Source organism: Actinoplanes sp. NPDC004185 (assembly GCF_053603475.1).
Window position 1 is genome coordinate 1 of record NZ_JBSGFR010000018.1, and the last position, 17957, is coordinate 17957.

Genomic DNA, 17957 nt, shown 5'->3' on the forward strand with positions numbered 1-17957 from the left:
CCACCGGCAGCGAGGCGGAGCAGAGCTTCACCGGCGCCCCGGCCCAGAGCTCGGCGATGGACGCGGCGCGGGAGCGGCCGGACCGGGCCCGGGTCTTCGCCGCGGTCAGCCGCACCGAGGAACTGCTCACCGGCCTGCTGATCGGGCACGCCCTGCTCTGCGTGGGTGCCTTCGTGGTGCTGGCGTCGGACGGCGGCCTGTCCGCGCAGATCCTGACCGGTCTCGCCGTGGCCGCGTTGCTGCTGCGCTGCCGGCTGTTCGTCACCCTGCGGCAGCGGCTCCCGCTGATCTCCGCCGGGCTGTTCGGGCTCTTCACCCTGGGCGTCGACCTGCTCTGGGGCGCGGGCGAGGCGATGCTGCTCGGCCTGGGTGTCACGGTGCTGCTGGTGGCGCTGGCCGCGGTCGCCGCCGGGGCGACCTGGACCCGCCGGCCCCCGTCGCCGTACCTCGGGCGGGCCGCCGACCTGCTGGACACCCTCGCGGTGGTCGCGGTCATCCCGGTGGCGTGCGCCGTCATCGGCCTCTACGGCATGGCCAGCAACCTCAACATCTGACCGGGCACGAAAAACGCGGCGGTCGAGCGAAAGCCCGGCCGCCGCGTCTTCGTGTCAGATCAGTGACCCTCGTCGTGGTGCTCCGCGGCCTCCGCGCGCTTGAACGACGCCCGGATCTCCTCCTCGGCCTCGACGCGGCCGGTCCAGGTCGCGCCCTCGACCGACTTGCCCGGCTCGAGGTCCTTGTAGACCGTGAAGAAGTGCTGGATCTCCATCCGGTCGAACTCGCCCAGGTGGTGGATGTCGCGCAGGTGCTCCTGGCGGGGGTCCTCGTAGGGCACGCAGAGGACCTTGTCGTCGCGGCCCTTCTCGTCGGTCATCCGGTACATGCCGATCGCCCGGGCCCGCACGAGGCAGCCGGGGAAGGTCGGCTCCTGGATCAGCACCAGGGCGTCCAGCGGGTCGCCGTCCTGCCCCAGAGTGCCCTCGATGAACCCGTAGTCAGCCGGATACTGCGTCGCGGTGAAGAGCGTCCGGTCCAGTCGGATCCGGCCGGTCTTGTGGTCGACCTCGTACTTGTTCCGCTGGCCCTTGGGGATCTCAACCAAGACGTCGAAATCCATCGTTCGCTCCCTTGTTAGCCCCGCAGTCGGACCCGGCAGGGCGTGGCGACGGAGCGGGAGCAGGAATCGGCCCCGAGGATCCGCGCGCACCGGTGTGCCGGATGTTTGTAGTCTCCCCTAAGTCTGACGCCACGTACGGAGGAGGGGCTCGTGGGGAGGCAAGATTCACAGAACACTCCTGAGTACGACGGCGTGTCAGGACCGGAAAACGGTCATTCGCCGGTAGGGCGGGCCAGTGTGCCGCCGGCCGCGGCGCCGGTGACACCACCGGCACCACGTCCCGCCGGGACGACCTACGGTCGCGCCTCGGTGCCGCTGAACATCGCTCATCCGCAGCCCCAGGCTGCTCAGGGGGCCCCTGCGCCCCAGCCGGCCCCGGTGACTCCAGCGCCGGCGCAACCCCCGGCCGACCCGCCGGGTCAGCCCGGAAGTCCGGCACCGGGCCCGGCCGTTCCCCCGGGCGGGGTACCGGCAGCGGCGGAGCCGGGTACGGGTAAGTCGCGGCGTACCGTCGTCTTGTCGCTTCTTGCAGCCCTCGTGCTGGTCGTGGTCGCCGCGGCCGGAGTGCTGGTGGTCCGGCCCGGTCCGGTGGACGGCTGGCTGTCGGCAGACCCCGCCTCGAGCCCCTCGGCGGCCCCCACTCCCGACCCGACGCCGACGCCCGTGCTGGCCGCGGCGGACACCTCGGGCACCGCGCCCACCGCCGCCGGGGTCCGCGCGGCGATCGCGTCGCTGCTCAAGGCCGGCCCGCTCGGCCCGCGGGTCAACGTGTCGATCGCCGACGTCGCGACCGGTGAGTCCCTGTTCGAGCAGAACGCGGACACCATGACCACGCCCGCCTCCACCACCAAGCTGCTCACCGCGGCCGCCGTGCTGGCGGCCCGCGGACCGGCCCACCGGCTCGCCACCCGTGCGGTGGCCGGCGCCCAGCCGGGCGAGGTCGTGCTGATCGGCGGCGGCGACCCCACCCTGTCGGTGGGTGCGAAGGGCCAGTTCCCCGGCGCGGCCCGGCTCGACAAGCTGGCCGCCCAGGTCAAGACGGCACTGGGCGGGCAGGCCCCGACCAAGGTGACCATCGACACCTCGCTGTACGAGGGCCCGCTAACCGCGCTCGGCTGGGACGGCGACGTCATCGGCGGCGGGCAGGTGGCCAAGATCCAGCCGCTGATGACCAACGCCGGCCGGATCGCGCCGGTGCACAACGAGTTCGGTGGCGATCCCCGCTTCTCGGACCCGGCGCTGGCCGCGGGCCGCGCCTTCGCCAAGCAGCTCGGCCTCGCGCCGGGCAAGGTGACCAAGGGCAAAGCGCCCGCCGCCGTCGAGTCCGGCGCACCCTCGGCCGCGCCGTCTGCGGCTGCCGGTGCGGCCCCGGCTCCCGGCGCGGAGCTGGGCAAGGTCGAATCGCCGCCGCTGGTGCACGTGGTCGACTGGATGCTGGAGCAGAGCGACAACGTGATCGCCGAAGCGCTGGCCCGCCAGGTCGCGCTGGCCGCGGGCAAGGCGCCGTCCTTCGAAGGGGCGGCCGAGGCGATGGTGGCCAAGCTGGGCGAGCTGGGCCTGCCGGCCGACGAGGCCGATCTGTACGACGCGAGCGGCCTGTCCCGGCGCAACGGGATCAGCCCGAAGCTGCTGACCGAGACCCTGAAGTTGGCCGCGAGCGGCAAGAATCCCGAGCTCAGCGCCATGTTCGGCGGACTGCCGGTGGCCGGCTGGTCCGGCACGCTGCGCACCCGGTTCGTCACCCCGGCGCCCAACCGGGTGGGCCAGGGCCTGGTCCGGGCCAAGACCGGCACGCTGACCGGCGTCAACACGATCTCCGGCCAGCTGGTCACCGGGGACGGCCGGCTGCTGGTCTTCGCGATCATGGCCGACCGCACCGGCGAGTCGGTCGCCGCCCGGCAGGCGCTCGACAAGATCGCGGCCAAGCTGGTCACCTGCGGCTGCACCTAGGGCTGCCCTAGGGGTTTTCTCAGGGCCGGCGGCTGGTCGGACGCGGGTACGGTGGACGACATGGCGCAGTTCGTTGACTGGGATCTGGCCGCCGCCACCGCGGGCGCGCTGTCGAAATCCGGACCCGCGGTGTCCTACGAGGAAGCCACGCAGGTGGTGGCGCAGCTGCGCGATCTGACCGAGGAGGCCGCGGGGCACGTCGCGGCCTACACCGGGCTGACGGCCCAGGTCGAGGCCCCGCCGGTGCGGGTCGTCGACCGCAAGGACTGGGCGGCGGTCAACATCGCCGGCCTCAAGCACGTGATCATTCCGCTGGTGACCCGGCTCTCCGGCGACAAGCAGCCCGGAGCGGTGGCCGACGCGATCGGCTCCCGGGTCACCGGCGTGCAGGCCGGCACCGTGCTGGCCTACCTGTCCGGCCGGGTCCTCGGCCAGTACGAGGTGTTCTCCGCCGAGCCCGGCCAGCTGCTGCTCAACGCCCCGAACATCGTCGAGGTCGAGCGCAAGATCGGCGCCGACCCGCGCGACTTCCGGCTCTGGGTCTGCCTGCACGAGGTCACCCACCGCACCCAGTTCACGGCCGTGCCGTGGATGCGCGGCTACTTCCTCGGCGAGGTCCAGGCGTTCGTGGACGCCTCCCAGAACGGCGAGCACATCCTCGAGCGGATGCGCCGCGGGGTGGCCACCCTCTCCGACGCCCTGCGCGACCCGGACAGCCGCTCCTCGGTCATCGACCTGGTGCAGACCCCGGCGCAGAAGGCGGTCCTGGACCGGCTGACCGCGCTGATGACCCTGCTGGAGGGCCACGCCGAGTTCGTCATGGACGGGGTCGGGCCCGAGGTCATCCCCTCGGTCGAGTCCATCCGGGCCAAGTTCAACCAGCGCCGCGAGAGCGGCAACCCGCTGGAGAAGGCGATCCGCCGGCTGCTCGGCATCGAGGTCAAGATGCGGCAGTACGCGGAGGGCCACAAGTTCGTGCACGGCGTGGTCGAGCGGGTCGGGATGGCCGGCTTCAACAAGATCTTCGACTCGCCGCTGACCCTGCCCCGGCTGGACGAGCTGGGTGACCCGGACGCCTGGGTGGCCCGGGTGCACGGGCCGGTCGGGCTGGCTTCCTAGCGGTCCCGGCCGTGGCCAGGATCGCGCCGTCGGTCGCGGCCGTCCGCAACGCAGTCCGCCGGGCGCTGCGCTCCGGCGCGGCCGGGCAGCTTGTTCTTGTCGCGTGTTCCGGTGGGGCCGACTCGCTCGCTCTGGCCGCCGCGACGGCCTTCGTTGCGCCCCGCCTCGGTCTGCGCGCCGGGCTGGTGACCGTCGACCACGGGTTGCAGGACGGCTCCGCCACCCGGGCCGCCGCCGTGACCGACTGGGCGCGGTCGGCCGGGCTGGCCCCGGTGGAGATCGCCACCGTCGACGTGACCGGCCGTCCCGGCGGACCCGAGGCTGCGGCCCGGGACGCGCGCTACGAGGCTCTTTCCTCCGTCGCCGAGCGAAACCGCGCGGCGACGGTGCTGCTCGGGCACACCCGCGACGACCAGGCCGAGACCGTGCTGCTCGCGCTGGCCCGGGGCGCGGGACCGCGAGGGCTGTCCGGGATGCCGTACCGGAAAGGTGTCTTCGTCCGGCCGCTGCTGGACGTCACCCGGGCCGACACGCGGAAGGCCTGTGCCGCTCTCGGGCTCGCGGCCTGGGAGGACCCGCACAACACCGACCCCGCGTACACCCGGTCGCGGGTCCGGGCCGACGCCCTGCCGGCGCTGATCGCGGCGCTGGGCCCGGGAGTGGTCGCCAACCTGGCGCGGACCGCCTCGCTGGTCGCCACCGATGTCAGCTACCTCGACGGGGTCGCCGCCGAGGCCCTCGGCGCGTGCCGGTCGGGCGCCGGCCTGTCGGTGGGCGACCTGGCCGCGATGCCCGCGGCCGTCCGGAGCCGGGTGCTGCACGCCTGGGTCCGCGAGCTGGGTGCGCCGGGCGCTGCGCTCTCGCACCGGCACGTCCTCGCGCTGGACGCGCTGGTGACCGACTGGCACGGCCAGGGCCCCGCGTCGCTGCCCGGGGGGATCGTCGTGGGTCGCCGAGCGGGTGACCTGGTGCCCGCCTGCTTGTGACAGTTGTCACTGTCCGTGCTCCCGGGCCGGACGTCAGGGCCTGATTCGCCCCATAACCAGCGCTTGGACGGGCACGGACCGCTGCCCCCGGCCACGACCGGCCACGTTCATGCGGCACGCTAGGCGCATGGCAGACGGCTCCTGGTACGACGCCGACATCGACCGCGTGATCATCTCCGAGGAGCAGATCCGCGAGAAGACCGAAGAGCTGGCCAAGCAGGTCGCCGCGGACTATGCGGAGGCTGAGGGCGGCATTCTGCTGGTCTGCGTGCTCAAGGGCGCGGTCATGTTCATGGCGGATTTCGCGCGTGCGCTGGGCCGGCAGGGCCCCTCCTCCGAGATGGAGTTCATGGCGGTCTCCTCCTACGGCTCCGGCACGACCTCCTCCGGGGTGGTGCGCATCCTCAAGGACCTGGACCGCGACATCACCGGCCGGCACGTGGTCATCGTCGAGGACATCGTCGACTCCGGCCTGACCCTGTCCTGGCTGATGAAGTACCTGCAGTCCCGGCAGCCGGCCAGCGTCGAGGTGGTGGCGCTGTTCCGCAAGCCGGACGCGATCAAGGTGCCGGTGCCGACGAAGTACGTGGGCTTCGACATCCCCAGCGAGTTCGTGGTCGGCTACGGACTCGACTTCTCGGAGCGTTACCGGGAGGTTCCGTACGTCGGAGTGCTCAAGCCAGAGGTGTACGCCCGTAGCTGAACGGTCTCCCAGCTGACTCTCAGGAATCGGCGGCATGGTCCGTAACCGGGCTGTATTGTCCGATTCTGTGCCTGTTTAACCGGGGCTCCGGCATGAACAGGGGGTGACCGGAGGGGTCCCGGGGGCCGGGCTGGACCAGTCGCAAGAGGCGGCCACGGTGTACGGTCGAGTGACCGATGGCGCAGTGTCACAAGCGCCGGAGGGGTCGGATCGGTAGCGGTCGCACCGGTGGGGTTTGCCGGAGCGGCTTCAGGTTATCGATGCGGCAATGTCTCCACCGCGGGGAAGCCATCATCGGCGCCCGGTGGCGGAGGCAAGTCAACCCAGGTGACCAGGACGCCGATCAGGAGGGTCCGGGCGCATCAGGCGCCCGACAACAGTATGGAACGTACGCGTTTCTTCCGCCGCCCGGTGGTCTGGATCATTCTGGTGATCATCGGTGCGATTGCGCTGAGCTCATTCTTCACCAATGGTCCGAGCTACCAGCGAGTTGATACTTCCGTCGTCCTCGAGCGACTCAACCAGCCCGGCATCAAGAAGGTCATCCAGGAGGACAAGGAGCAGACGCTCCAGCTCGAACTGGCGACACCGGAGCGGTTCGACAGCAAGTCCACGGACAAGATCGAGACCCAGTATCCGTACGAACTCACGGATGAGATCTGGGCCGACGTCCAGGAGGCCAAGACCGCCGGCCGGATCACCGGCACGGTCAACGCCACCGTGTCCGGCGACAGCATCCTGTTGAGCCTGCTGGTCAACCTGTTGCCGATCGCCATCCTCGTCATCCTGCTGCTGCTGTTCATGTCGCAGATGCAGGGCGGCGGCTCCCGCGTGCTCAACTTCGGCAAGTCCAAGGCCAAGATGCTGACCAAGGACATGCCCAAGACCACGTTCGCGGACGTGGCCGGGGCCGACGAGGCCGTCGAGGAGCTCCAGGAGATCAAGGACTTCCTGCAGAATCCGGCGAAGTACCAGGCGCTCGGGGCCAAGATTCCCAAGGGCGTGCTGCTCTTCGGCCAGCCGGGCACGGGTAAGACCCTGCTCGCCCGGGCCGTCGCGGGTGAGGCCGGGGTGCCGTTCTACTCGATCTCCGGCTCCGACTTCGTCGAGATGTTCGTGGGTGTCGGCGCGAGCCGCGTCCGCGACCTGTTCGAGCAGGCCAAGACCAACGCCCCGGCGATCGTCTTCGTCGACGAGATCGACGCGGTCGGCCGGCACCGCGGTGCCGGCATGGGTGGCGGTCACGACGAGCGCGAGCAGACGCTCAACCAGCTGCTCGTCGAGATGGACGGCTTCGACACCAAGGGTGGCGTCATCCTCATCGCCGCCACCAACCGGCCGGACATCCTCGACCCGGCGCTGCTGCGCCCGGGCCGCTTCGACCGGCAGATCCCGGTGGACAACCCGGACATGGAGGGTCGCAAGGCCATCCTGCGGGTGCACGCCAAGGGCAAGCCGTTCACGCCGGATGTCGACCTCGACTCGGTGGCCCGCCGCACGCCCGGCTTCTCGGGCGCCGACCTGGCCAATGTGATCAACGAGGCCGCGCTGCTGACCGCCCGTAACGAGAAGCGCGCGATCTCGAACTTCTACCTCGAGGAAGCGATCGACCGGGTCATCGCCGGCCCGGAGCGCCGCTCCCGTGCGATGAGCGACAACGAGAAGAAGATCACCGCCTACCACGAGGGCGGGCACGCGCTGGTGGCGTACGCGCTGCCGCACTCCGCGCCCGTGCACAAGGTGACGATCCTTCCCCGTGGCCGCTCGCTGGGGCACACCCTGGTCCTGCCGACCGAGGACAAGTACACCCAGACCCGCGCCGAGATGATCGACACGCTGGCGTACGCGCTCGGTGGCCGTGCGGCGGAGGAGCTCGTCTTCCACGAGCCCACCACCGGCGCCGGCAACGACATCGAGAAGGCGTCCGGCCTGGCCCGCGCCATGGTGACCCAGTACGGCATGAGTTCCAAGCTCGGCGCCGTCAAGTACGGCACCAGCGGCGACGAGCCGTTCATGGGCCGCAACATGGGCCATGAGAAGGACTACTCGGACGCGGTCGCCGCCGACATCGACTCCGAGGTCCGGGCCCTGATCGAGCTGGCCCACGACGAGGCCTGGGAGATCCTGGTCGAGTACCGCGACGTCCTGGACAACATGGTCCTCGAGCTCATCGAGAAGGAGACCATCACCCAGGAGGACATGAACCGCATCTGCGCCCGGGTGCAGAAGCGGCCGCCGATGGCCCCGTTCAACGGCTTCGGCAAGCGGCTCCCGTCCGAGGCGCCGCCGGTCCTCACCCCCGCCGAGCGGGACAAGCTCAAGGCCCAGGCGGAAGCCGACGGCCAGGTCGCCGTGGGCGGCGTCAACCCGAATGCGGGCAGCACGCCGAACGGCTCGGTGGAAGGCAACCACTGATCACCGACGGCAGCTCGACGGAGCCCAACGACTCCGACGAGCCTGACTACCTCGCCGCGCGTCTGGTCGACGGCAAGCTCACCGGCACCCCGGTCGAGCAGGCCGTCGACCTGGCCCGCATCGAGAAAGCGGTCCGGGAGATCCTCATCGCCATCGGTGAGGACCCGGACCGCGACGGTCTCCAGCGCACCCCGGCCCGCGTGGCCCGGGCCTACGCGGAGCTCTTCGCCGGTCTGCGGGTCGACCCGGCCAAGGTGCTGACCACGACGTTCGAGGCGAACCACGAGGAGCTCGTGCTCGTGCGCGACATCGAGCTCATGAGCCTCTGCGAGCACCACCTACTGCCGTTCAAGGGCGTCGCGCACATCGGCTACATCCCCGGGGTCGACGGCCGGATCACCGGGCTGTCCAAGCTGGCCCGGCTGGTCGAGGTCTTCGCCCGCCGTCCGCAGGTGCAGGAACGGCTCACCTCGCAGATCGCCGACCTGCTCATGGACAAGCTCGCGCCCCGCGGTGTCATCGTGGTGCTCGAGTGCGAGCACATGTGCATGGAGATGCGCGGCATCCGCAAGGTCGGCGCCCGCACGGTCACCTCGGCCGTCCGCGGCGCGTTCCAGAGCGACGGCAAGGTCCGCGCCGAGGCGATGGCGCTGATAAACGCGCGCTGATCGCCGGCCGTTTCGCGATACTGGCGCGATGCTGGAGAAGTTCAACCCCGCCGGCGTGCACGAGCCGCCCGGCTACAGCCACGTCACGATCACCTCGGCCGGCCGCCTCGCCCACCTGGCGGGCCAGTGCCCCCTCGACGTCACGGGCACAGTCGTGGGCCCGGGTGACTACGCGGCGCAGACCGACCAGGTCATCGCCAACTGCCTGGCCGTGCTCGCCGCGGCCGGTGCGAAGCCCTCTGACGTGGCCCGTTCGGTGATCTATGTGGTGAGCAATGAGTCCGCCGTCCTGGCCGGCGTGTGGGACAGGCTGATGGCCTCGGAGCTGGCGCCCGCGTTCACGACGGCGAGCACGCTGCTGGGAGTGGCCGCTCTCGGCTTCGGCGGCCAGCTCATCGAGATCGACCTCACCGCGGCCCTGTCCGGCTGAGCGTCAGACGATCATGCGATAGGCGTCGGCGCTGTCCATCGCCGAGCGGGCCAGGGTCTGGGCCTCGTCCAGGCGGGTGCGGGCCTGTTCCAGCTGGGCGATCGCGGTGGCCACCGACGGATGGAACGACCCGATGGCCGTCATCCGCAGCAGAGCCAGCGCGTCGTCCAGCTGGTCCGTGACCTGCTGGATGCTCGCCACCGCCCGCTGGGTGCCGTCCACGGACGCCGCCACGTTGGCCTTGACCTCTTCGACGCTGGCCATGTCAGCCCCTCCTCACCGGATGAACGCGAGCAGGCCGACACCCATGCAGGTCAGCAGCACAGGCGTCAGGCATGCGATCGCGCCGACGATCGGCGTGCGGTCCACCTTCGCCGGGCCGCCGCCGTAGACGAAGCCGATCGTCAGCCAGCCCAGCCCGAACGCCAGCAACGGCATGCTCAGCCCGCACAGCAGCGCGTACGTGGGCAGGGAGCCGGACGGAGCGATCAGGTAGAGCACTATCTGGACGATCAGCACGGCGGCGGCGAACGGCCCGTACACCAGCAGGTTGCGGGCCCACGGCCGCCACGGCGCCGCCGGACCGGAACCGTTGAGCATGGCCGCGTCGGCCGCGTCCGCGGTGCCGCGGGCCTGCCGCAGCGCCGCCAGGACCGCCTCGGGACCGGCCGCCACGCTCTGCGCCGCCAGCGCGCGTTCGCCGGGCTGGGCGGTCAGTGCGGCCACCGGCACGCCCAGGTCCTGCACCAGCCGGGCGCGCTGCGGCGCCAGCCGGGCCCGGACCGACGCCAGCTCCTGCTGCGCGGCCTGCAGCGTGGCGGCCTGCTCGCCGGCGGTCGAGGCGGCGGCCCGCCGGACGGCGTCGAGTCGCTGGGCGGCCGCCACGTAGGCGGCCCAGGGGCCGGACTCGCCGTGCGGATCCGGGACGGCGTCGAAGCCGTCGGTGCGCTCGGTCATGCTGAGCTACCCATGGGCGTGCCCTTCTGGCCCTCGCCGGCCCGGCCGTCGATCGCCGCGGCCGGGTGCAGCTTCGGTGCAGGCGGTCATGCCTGGTCACTCTCGGGCTCGACGAACGGCACGATCGTCACCGTACGGTCGGCGTGCCGGTCGTGCAGCAGCGCCCTGTTCTCCCGCGGCTGCCAGTCCAGCGATTTGCCGACCATCATGCAGACGTCCTGCTGCGGCACGTTCAGGAACACCAGGCCGGCCACGTCCTCCCGGCCCGCGCTGCCGCCCGTCTCCTCGCTGAACCGGCGCAGCCCGCGCCACCACGACAGCAGGTGCACGCCACGCCCCGGCCCCTCGCGCAGCACCCGGCGCAGCGACGGCAGCGTCCCCGGGCTGAGCGCGTCCATGCCGAACACGACCCGGTAGCCGGGCCGCTCGAGATCCATCTCCGCGGCCAGGCCGGCCGCGTCGACCACGACCACCTCCTGGCGGTGGCCGATCTCGACGGCGAGGGCCTTGGCGATCTCGTCGCCCTCGGCGACCAGCGAGCAGATGACAAACCTCGTGGTACGGGGTGAGTGGAACGCCGCGACGCTGCGGGCGGCGGCCTCCAGCACCTCGGCACCGTCCGGCCGCGAGCCGAAGACCGCCAGGTGCCGCCCCGGCGACGAGTCCAGCGGGAACGCCGCGGACGACAGGCCGACGTCGATGACCCGGCCGAGCAGCGCCGCCGGGCGTCCACCACGACCCGCGAGCGCGGCCCGGTAGGTGGGGTCGTCGGCGAGATGCTGGCGGGCGTAACCGGCGAAGATGCGCGGCGGGGTGGCCTCGGGGTCGCGGGCGCCCCACAGCTTGTGCCGCAGGTCGCTGAGCACGGCCCGGTCGGCGTGCGGATCCGGGAAGCGCACGATGCGTTCGTGGCCCCGGGTGGCACCCCGCGGGCCGCCGAGCCCGCCGGCCGTGTTGACCACCGCGGTGCCCAGGGGCAGGCCGGCCGCGGAGTCGTTGGTGGGCTCCAGGACATCGCCGCCGCCCGGGAGAGCGATCCGCACCGGGAACTGGCCGAAGATCGAGTCGCGTTTCGCGTACAGGGCCTCGACGCCGAGCACGGTCTGGCTGGCCAGGATGAGGTGGATGCCGTACGAGCGGCCCTTGCGGGCGAGCGACTCCAGCAGATGGACCGCCTCGCCGGCCATCGGGTCGTTGCCGGCCAGCAGCACCTGGAACTCATCGATGACGCAGAGGATGCGGGGCATGGGACGGCCGCGGCCCTCCTCGACGGCCACAGCGCGCAGATCGGCGAAGCGGGTCACCCCGGCCCGCTTGTACGCCACCGAACGCCGGGTCATCTCCGCGTCCAGCTCCCGCAGCACGGCCAGGCCGTACTCCCGGTCGGACTCGACGCCGACGGCCCGGGCGTGCGGCAGCCAGGTGCGGTCCCGCTGGGTCGGCACGAACTCGGCGAACGAGACGCCTTCCTTGAAATCGAGCAGGTAGAGACCCAGCTCGTCGGGGCTGTACCGGGTGCCGAGCCCGTACAGGACATTGATCAGGAAGGCCGTCTTGCCGGCGCCGGACCGGCCGCCGACCATCCAGTGTGGAGTCAGGTCGTTGAACCGCAGCACCAGCGGCGTGTCGCCGTCGTGACCGACCGTGGTGCCGATCCCGTCGGCGGCGTCCCCGGTCCAGATCTCCTCACCCGCGTCGGGCAGCAGATCAGCCAGCGTCACCTGCGAAGCCGCGGCGGAATGGGCGGCCAGCTCCCGGCACACCGCGTCGACCAGGTGCGGCGGCGGATCCTCGTCGAGGAAAACCGGGGCATTCAACCAGAGGGCCTCCGGGATGGAGCCGAAGGTCGCCCCGGGCGGGTCGCCGACCACCGCGTACGGGTTACGCAGCGAAACCTGGGTGGTGCGGGGCAGCGGCGCCTGGGTCGTCTCCGCGGTCAACGGCGGCGGCGGCCAGCCGGCCACGATGAGGTGCAGGCCGGACTCGGGCCCCTGCTGCGCCAGCGCGGCGATCCGGACCAGATCGGCGCCCTCGGTCAGCTCCGGCAGGCTGGCGATGACCAGCAGCATCATCCTGTCCCGCCGGCCCCGGCGGACCGCACCCCCGCGAACGGGCCGCAGCCACTTCTCGGCCTCGGTGAGCACGTCCCGCAGCTGGGCGCGGTCGGTGGCGGTCGGGGACAGCAGACCCGCGTCGGCGAGCGCGGCAAAAGGGGAGAAGACGGTGCCTCCGCCCGTACCGTCGACGGCACGGACCAGCAGCGACCCGGCGGGCGCGGTCGCGAGCAGGCGCAGCAGCAGGCAGCGCAGCAGTCCGGCGACCCGCGGGTCGCGTGCGTCCGCGTCGACGGTGAGATGCCCGGTGCCGAGCAGCGGGATGACAGCGGGAAAACGGGCGTCGTCGAGCGGCTGCGCCATCCCGAGCCGCACGAACTGCGGCGGATAGGAACCACCCAGCGGCGTGGTCGCCGACTGGGCGTCAAGCGGCGCGCCGAGCCAGCCGGGAGCCAGCTCACTCGCGGCGGCCCGCAACTCCTCGGCCAGATGATGCTGCTCGAGCGGGTCGACAGCGGACGGCGCCTGCGACTCCAGCGCCGCGGCGGCCGCCTCAACGGTGGCCTCCGCCTGGCGGTGCAGGGCAGCGGCCTGATCGATGCGCCGCGTCGACTCCACCGCCTCACCTCCGTGTGTGCGCTCAAACCGTACCTTGCAGCGGCCGCAGGACCACGTCGCGCAGCCGATGCGCAATTCTCCCAGTACGGGCAGAGCGCACCACCCGGCGGGCTGCCCACCGCCCGTCCACAGCGGAACGCACTAACCTCATAGGGGTGCAGCCCCCGAACCCGACCCCGCAGCCCGTGGCGCCGCCGCCCGCGGCAGGAAAGCCGCGAAACCGGCGACTACGGCTCATTCTCGCGATGGCGGCGGGCATCGTGGCGCTGCTGTGTCTGGGCGGGGTCGGCGTGTTCATCTCGTTCTACGACGAGGCGACAAAAATCGAAAGAACCAAGCCGGACGCGGTGGTGGACCAGTTCCTGCAGGCTTACATGGTCAAGCGCGATGACCAGGAGGCCGCGCTGTTCACCTGCAAGGAAGGCCTGGACCTGTCCGGGATCTCGGCGCTGCGCACGGAGCTGATCAACCGTGAGAAAGAGTTCGATGTCACCGTCAGTGTTTCCTGGAGCACGCTGACGGTCTCGGGCACTGAGGAAGGCCGGCGAAAGGTCTCGACCGACCTGGTGATCGCCGGATCCTCGAACGGCACGGCGCTGAGCAGCCGCACCGAGACGTGGTCCTTCGGGCTGGCCGACCAGGACGGCTGGCGCGTATGCAACACCGCAAAGGTGTCCTGAGCCGCTACTCCACCCAGAGCAGCTGGACCGGAACTTCCAGCGTGCTGGGGGTCTTGCCGCTCCACCCCCAGCGGTACCAGTCCAGCTCAGTCGTCACACGCGCGCAGATGTCACCCTCGCTGCTGGTGTGCAGCTCGGTGACGGCGCGCAGGTCACGGCGCTCGCCGCCGTCCTCCAGCAGTTGTACGACCCGCCGGCCGGTCAGGGCCGGCGCGTCCAGAGCAGCGACCGGATTGCGGCGCGGTGGCTCGTCCAGGGACACCAAGCGGGAAATCACGTCACCGGGCGCGCTGATGGCCGCCATCCCGAGGTCCTCGACCCAGACCCGCTCGACCGGTACGAGCGGCGCGAAGACCTCGGTCTGCTCCGCCTCAGCCCGGTACCACTCGGCCTCCGGCATCACCGGCACGTAGGTCCGGCTGCCCTGCACGACTTTCTCGTCGGCCCGCAGGTCACCCCGCCAGCCGTGGCCGGGCAACCCGATGAGCACCCGCCGGCCACGCAACCGGCCGGCCATGATTGCTGCCGTCGGTGCCACCGGCCGCGGCGGATCCGGGGTCCACTCGGAGCCGGCGAACGGATCGGGCATCGAACCACCGGTCACTGTGCGGCGCCGAGCGGTGAGCCGTGCTCCGCCATGAACTGCACCGGATCCACCGCACTGGCACTGGACCGGTCGTTATTGAGGTGCACCTCGAAGTGAAGGTGCGGACCTGACGAGTTGCCGCTGGTGCCGCTGGTGGCCACGACCTGGCCGGCCGTGACCTTCTGACCCACCTGGACGTCCGGCCGGCGGACCAGGTGACAGTAGCGGGTCATGATCTTGCCGGCGTGCCGGATCTCCAGCATCCAGCCGCAGCCGCCCTTGCCGGGATAGCCCGGTACGTCACAGTCCTTCCTCCCGCTGAACGTCTCGTCGCACTTGATCCGGGAGATGACCCCGCTGGCCGCCGACCGTACCGGGTTGCCGGTGCCGATGATGAGGTCCACGCCCTGGTGACGCGGCCGGCTCGCGGTGCGGAACCCGGAGCCCACGACCATCTTCTGGCTTCGCTTCAAGCCCTTGCCGCTGGCGGCGAGCGGGCTGGTCCAGCCGGAAGCGGACACCTCGCCGATCTCGGGGCAGGTCATGGCGAGCGAATTGCCGACCGCGTTCGCCGCGCCGTCGGCGAGCAGATTGACAATCTGAGTGGCGATGGGCTCGTGCTTGGCATAGGCGCCCGGATAGGCGCTGATCTGAACCCGCTGGGCGGCCCGGGTCAGCGCCAGGCTGTCCCAGTTCTTCACCTTCCGCAGCTTTCCGTAGAATTTGGTCGCTGCGTAGACCGGGTCTGTGACCTGCGCCGGCGTGCCCCAGCCGCTGCTCGGGCGCTGCTGGAACAGTCCCAGCGAGTCGTGGTCGTTGCGCTTGCCGAGGTTGCCGAGGTTCTTCAGGTTGGATTCCTGCATCGCCGTTGCCACTGCGATCACCCAGGCGCGCGGCGGCAGCTTCAGCTGCTTGCCGACGTTGATGATGATTGCCGCGTTCTTCATCTGTTCGGCGCTGTAGGCCCCGACCGCGGGAAGCTTGCCCTCCGGATCGACCGGCCCGTCGGCGCCGCAGTTGGCGCTGCGGAGACTGAGGTTCTCCTCCTTCTTGTCGAATTCCTGCATCACCAGCGCGCTGATGGCGCCGCCGCAGCAGAGCAGAGCCAACGTGGCGGTCAGGGCGACGAGCAGGGCCACCCCGCGCGGCCGCGGCAGCTTCACGGGCCCTCCCAATCGACGTCATTCACCAGCCAGCGCCCGTCGGGGGCCACCAGCTGCAGAGTGAGCTTCCCGGAGTCCACCGTGACCACGGCATTGACCAGTCCGTCACCGATCGGGACCAGCTCCGGCCGGCCGACGAGCTTGTCGGCCGGCACATCGGCCGGGTCGACGCCGTTCAGCTCGTCCGCGAGGTCCTCGGTCGCGTTCGGCACCAGGCCGTTGTGCCAGGTCTTGGCCGAGACGTTCTTGTGGTCGACCCAGGCAGCCGCGAACGCGTAGGCGACCGCCTCCGGCTCGGCGCTGCCCGAGCCGGCGGTGGGCGACGGGGGAGGGTCGTCGTCCACGACGACCCCGTCGTCGTCCTGGCTGGGGTCGATGGTGGCGGTCGGGCCGGGCGGCACGGCGTCGGTGATCGGTGCCGGCCCGTTCCCGTCGGAGAAGATGCGGCCGATCCCGACGATCGCCAGCACCAACACGGCGATGACCAGGGCGACTCCCCATCGGGAGCGGAATAGTCCGGTAAGACTACGTTCCAGCATCCTCGGCATCGGCTGTCACTTGGCCTCGGTGCGCACGCGCGGGGAAGCCGGTTCCCGGGTCGTGCTGCCGGTCTCGGGACGGTAGATCGCGAAGGAAGAAGCCGGCTCGGCCACATCCGGCTCGGTCCAGGTGGCCTGTCGGCGTTGCCGCGTGGCCGACGCCGCGACCGGGACAGGGGTGCGTTCCTGTGGCTCCGACTGCTCGCGGACGGTCTCGTTGCCGTCCGGTCGGACCGCCGGCGCGCTGCTCCTGCCCGGTGCCGTGGCCAGGCTCTGGTCGCCGCGGGCGGCTGCGGCGTGCGTCGGGTCTTCAAGCCGAGCCTCAGGACGCAGATTGCTCTGGTCCACATAGACCGCGCGACCCTTGCCGATCAGTGGCTCGTTCGTGCCCCCGGCGTCGACCACGTCCAATTTGGCGGCCTCCCGCATGTCCTGGAAGAACCGCCGGTGCCAGGACCCGGCGGAGGTGATTGCCGCGGTGCCGTCCTTGCCGCCGAGCTGGGTGATCCGCCGGTACGGCCGCAGCAGCAGCCAGCCCACCACTCCGACGAGCCAGACCAGGACCACCTGCAACCAACCGGCGAGGCTGGCCGTATTCATGATCAGGTCAACCGCGAAGAGGTAGATGGCGGCACCGGTGCCGAAGATGGCGATGTTGAAGATCGCCGCAACGACGGCGTTGCCCAGGCGACGGATGCCCGAACTCGCAGGTCGAAGCAGGCCGACGGTGCCGAGGATGGGCGCGGCGATGACCGCCCATCGGAAGATCAGGAACCCGAGCAGGACCAGCAGCGACGCGGTGAGGTCGAACATGGCGAACATGAGCGCGGCCAGCACGGCGATGAAGCCCGCACCGATCCGGTCCATGCCGTTGACGCCCCGGAGGTAGTCATAGGCCTCGGGATCCTCGACGCGGATCGTCTCGGCAACCCGCTTCCACTGATCCTGCTTCGCCGTGATGGTCGGCGGCCGGGTATCCGGGTTGTCGCGCATCTTCTGGACCTGGCCCCAGCTGAAGGAGCGGGCGTCGTAGAGAGCCCGGCCGTACTTCTGTGCTGTGACGCTGTCCGCCGACCCGAGGACCCCGCGGAGCCAGTTGCGGTAGAGCATGGTCTCGGTCACCGTGTCGCTGGCGCGCACAGCCGGCGGCCGGTTGTCGTCGCAGGCACCAGGAGTGGGGTCGTCGCACAGACCTTCTTGCGCCCTGGGCCCCACCGCGTCGTGCACCACACCCAGGGTGGTGATCAGAGACTGGTCGGCGATGTTCGCCGACTTGACGGGCCAGGCAGCGATGGCGGTGACGGCGACCATGATCAAGATCGCCCAGCCCGCGGTTGTCGTGGCCGCGCCCATGTCAGCCTGCTGCGACCGCCAGATCAGGTAGAGACCGACCACGGCGAGCGTGATGACCCCGAAGACGCTGAAGACCTTCTCGTAGACCGCTTTGGTGGCCTGGTCGACCAGCGGGTCGGCCCAGCCCCACAGAGCCTGCGGATCCCAGGCGCGTTCACGCAGGGCGTTCGAGGCGCCGATGACGGCCGTGGCGATCATGAATTCGCCGTTGGCGACCGTGGTCTCGAACTTGCTCTCCGGCTCGGTCAGCGTGCCCGCGCAACCACCGTCGAGGTCGTAGGTGGAGAAGCTGTAACCGGCGTAGCCGTACTGGCTGTAGATGCCCTGCGGGCCGTTGAGCTTGGACGAGGCGGGTCGCTCGGCGAACCAACCGGCCAGGCCCGAGTCCGGCGCGCTGGGCGTAGGCGGCTTCAAGCAGGTCACCCGGTCCGCGGAGACCGCCTTGAGCCGGTTGACGCAGCCCGGGATGTCATTGCCCCACTCCTCCACGTTGCAGGCGCCACCCGGCGCTCGTAGGGGCCCCGCCGTAGCGGCCGAGGGCGCGGCGACCGCCCAAGCGACACTCGCCACCACCCCCACGAGCATCACCAGCACCAGCGCGCATCCCCGCCGTACCATC

The 17957-nt window shown here is 71.0% G+C and carries 16 protein-coding genes and 1 pseudogene; 9 read left to right on the forward strand and 8 right to left on the reverse strand.

What is annotated here, in order from left to right; all coding sequences use genetic code 11:
* Positions 1-554 (forward strand): annotated as a pseudogene (locus ACWEOZ_RS19650) (type VII secretion integral membrane protein EccD); the annotation flags it as partial.
* Positions 555-613: 59 nt separating this feature from the next.
* Here the strand turns inward: ACWEOZ_RS19650 and ACWEOZ_RS19655 are convergent.
* The gene (locus tag ACWEOZ_RS19655) at positions 614-1117 is read right to left on the reverse strand and encodes an inorganic diphosphatase (protein WP_023562899.1); all 504 of its coding nucleotides are present in this window, start codon (positions 1115-1117) and stop codon (positions 614-616) included.
* Positions 1118-1633: 516 nt separating this feature from the next.
* Here ACWEOZ_RS19655 and dacB point away from each other — a divergent pair.
* From dacB to ACWEOZ_RS19690, 7 genes are all read left to right on the forward strand, one after another.
* The gene (gene dacB / locus ACWEOZ_RS19660; protein WP_451912114.1) at positions 1634-3067 is read left to right on the forward strand and encodes a D-alanyl-D-alanine carboxypeptidase/D-alanyl-D-alanine endopeptidase; all 1434 of its coding nucleotides are present in this window, start codon (positions 1634-1636) and stop codon (positions 3065-3067) included.
* Between the two features lie 60 nt (positions 3068-3127).
* Positions 3128-4186: a zinc-dependent metalloprotease gene (locus tag ACWEOZ_RS19665; protein WP_212987840.1), complete on the forward strand. Its 1059-nt coding sequence runs from the start codon at positions 3128-3130 to the stop codon at positions 4184-4186.
* 11 nt (positions 4187-4197) lie between these two features.
* Complete coding sequence (tilS, locus tag ACWEOZ_RS19670; protein WP_451912115.1) at positions 4198-5172, forward strand: tRNA lysidine(34) synthetase TilS; 975 nt, start codon at positions 4198-4200, stop codon at positions 5170-5172.
* Between the two features lie 127 nt (positions 5173-5299).
* Positions 5300-5875 (forward strand): hypoxanthine phosphoribosyltransferase, encoded by a 576-nt coding sequence (gene hpt / locus ACWEOZ_RS19675; RefSeq protein WP_360827483.1) that lies wholly within the window; start codon positions 5300-5302, stop codon positions 5873-5875.
* 381 nt (positions 5876-6256) lie between these two features.
* Positions 6257-8290, forward strand: a complete 2034-nt coding sequence (gene ftsH, locus ACWEOZ_RS19680; protein ID WP_451912116.1) for an ATP-dependent zinc metalloprotease FtsH — start codon at positions 6257-6259, stop codon at positions 8288-8290.
* The gene (folE, locus tag ACWEOZ_RS19685; RefSeq protein ID WP_451912240.1) at positions 8287-8958 is read left to right on the forward strand and encodes a GTP cyclohydrolase I FolE; all 672 of its coding nucleotides are present in this window, start codon (positions 8287-8289) and stop codon (positions 8956-8958) included. Before ftsH ends, folE begins: the two co-directional genes overlap by 4 nt.
* Before the next feature lie 28 nt (positions 8959-8986).
* Positions 8987-9388 (forward strand): RidA family protein, encoded by a 402-nt coding sequence (locus ACWEOZ_RS19690; protein WP_451912117.1) that lies wholly within the window; start codon positions 8987-8989, stop codon positions 9386-9388.
* Positions 9389-9391: 3 nt separating this feature from the next.
* Here the strand turns inward: ACWEOZ_RS19690 and ACWEOZ_RS19695 are convergent, their stop codons facing one another.
* From ACWEOZ_RS19695 to ACWEOZ_RS19705, 3 genes are all read right to left on the reverse strand, one after another.
* Positions 9392-9652, reverse strand: a complete 261-nt coding sequence (locus ACWEOZ_RS19695) for a hypothetical protein (protein WP_212987844.1) — start codon at positions 9650-9652, stop codon at positions 9392-9394.
* Between the two features lie 12 nt (positions 9653-9664).
* Positions 9665-10345 (reverse strand): hypothetical protein, encoded by a 681-nt coding sequence (locus ACWEOZ_RS19700; RefSeq protein ID WP_451912118.1) that lies wholly within the window; start codon positions 10343-10345, stop codon positions 9665-9667.
* 86 nt (positions 10346-10431) lie between these two features.
* Entirely contained in the window at positions 10432-13017 is a 2586-nt protein-coding gene (locus tag ACWEOZ_RS19705) for an FtsK/SpoIIIE domain-containing protein (protein WP_451912119.1), read from the reverse strand.
* Positions 13018-13172: 155 nt separating this feature from the next.
* On the opposite strand from ACWEOZ_RS19705, the gene ACWEOZ_RS19710 reads away from it, so the two are divergent.
* On the forward strand, positions 13173-13697 hold the full coding sequence (locus ACWEOZ_RS19710) for a hypothetical protein (RefSeq protein WP_451912120.1): 525 nt from the start codon (positions 13173-13175) through the stop codon (positions 13695-13697).
* 4 nt (positions 13698-13701) lie between these two features.
* Here the strand turns inward: ACWEOZ_RS19710 and ACWEOZ_RS19715 are convergent, their stop codons facing one another.
* From ACWEOZ_RS19715 to ACWEOZ_RS19730, 4 genes are read right to left on the reverse strand one after another with little or no spacing between them, the layout of a single operon-like run.
* A complete protein-coding gene (locus tag ACWEOZ_RS19715; protein WP_451912121.1) occupies positions 13702-14286 on the reverse strand; it encodes a hypothetical protein in 585 nt (194 codons plus the stop codon).
* Positions 14287-14297: 11 nt separating this feature from the next.
* Positions 14298-15446 carry a M23 family metallopeptidase gene (locus ACWEOZ_RS19720; protein WP_451912122.1) on the reverse strand — a complete coding sequence of 383 codons (1149 nt, stop codon included), beginning with the start codon at positions 15444-15446 and terminating at the stop codon, positions 14298-14300.
* Complete coding sequence (locus tag ACWEOZ_RS19725) at positions 15443-15985, reverse strand: hypothetical protein (RefSeq protein ID WP_451912123.1); 543 nt, start codon at positions 15983-15985, stop codon at positions 15443-15445. The genes ACWEOZ_RS19720 and ACWEOZ_RS19725 overlap by 4 nt, the downstream gene beginning before the upstream one ends.
* A 15-nt stretch (positions 15986-16000) precedes the next feature.
* Positions 16001-17956, reverse strand: coding sequence for an MFS transporter (locus tag ACWEOZ_RS19730; protein WP_451912124.1), 1956 nt, complete (start codon positions 17954-17956; stop codon positions 16001-16003).
* Between the last annotated feature and the right edge of the window lies 1 nt (position 17957).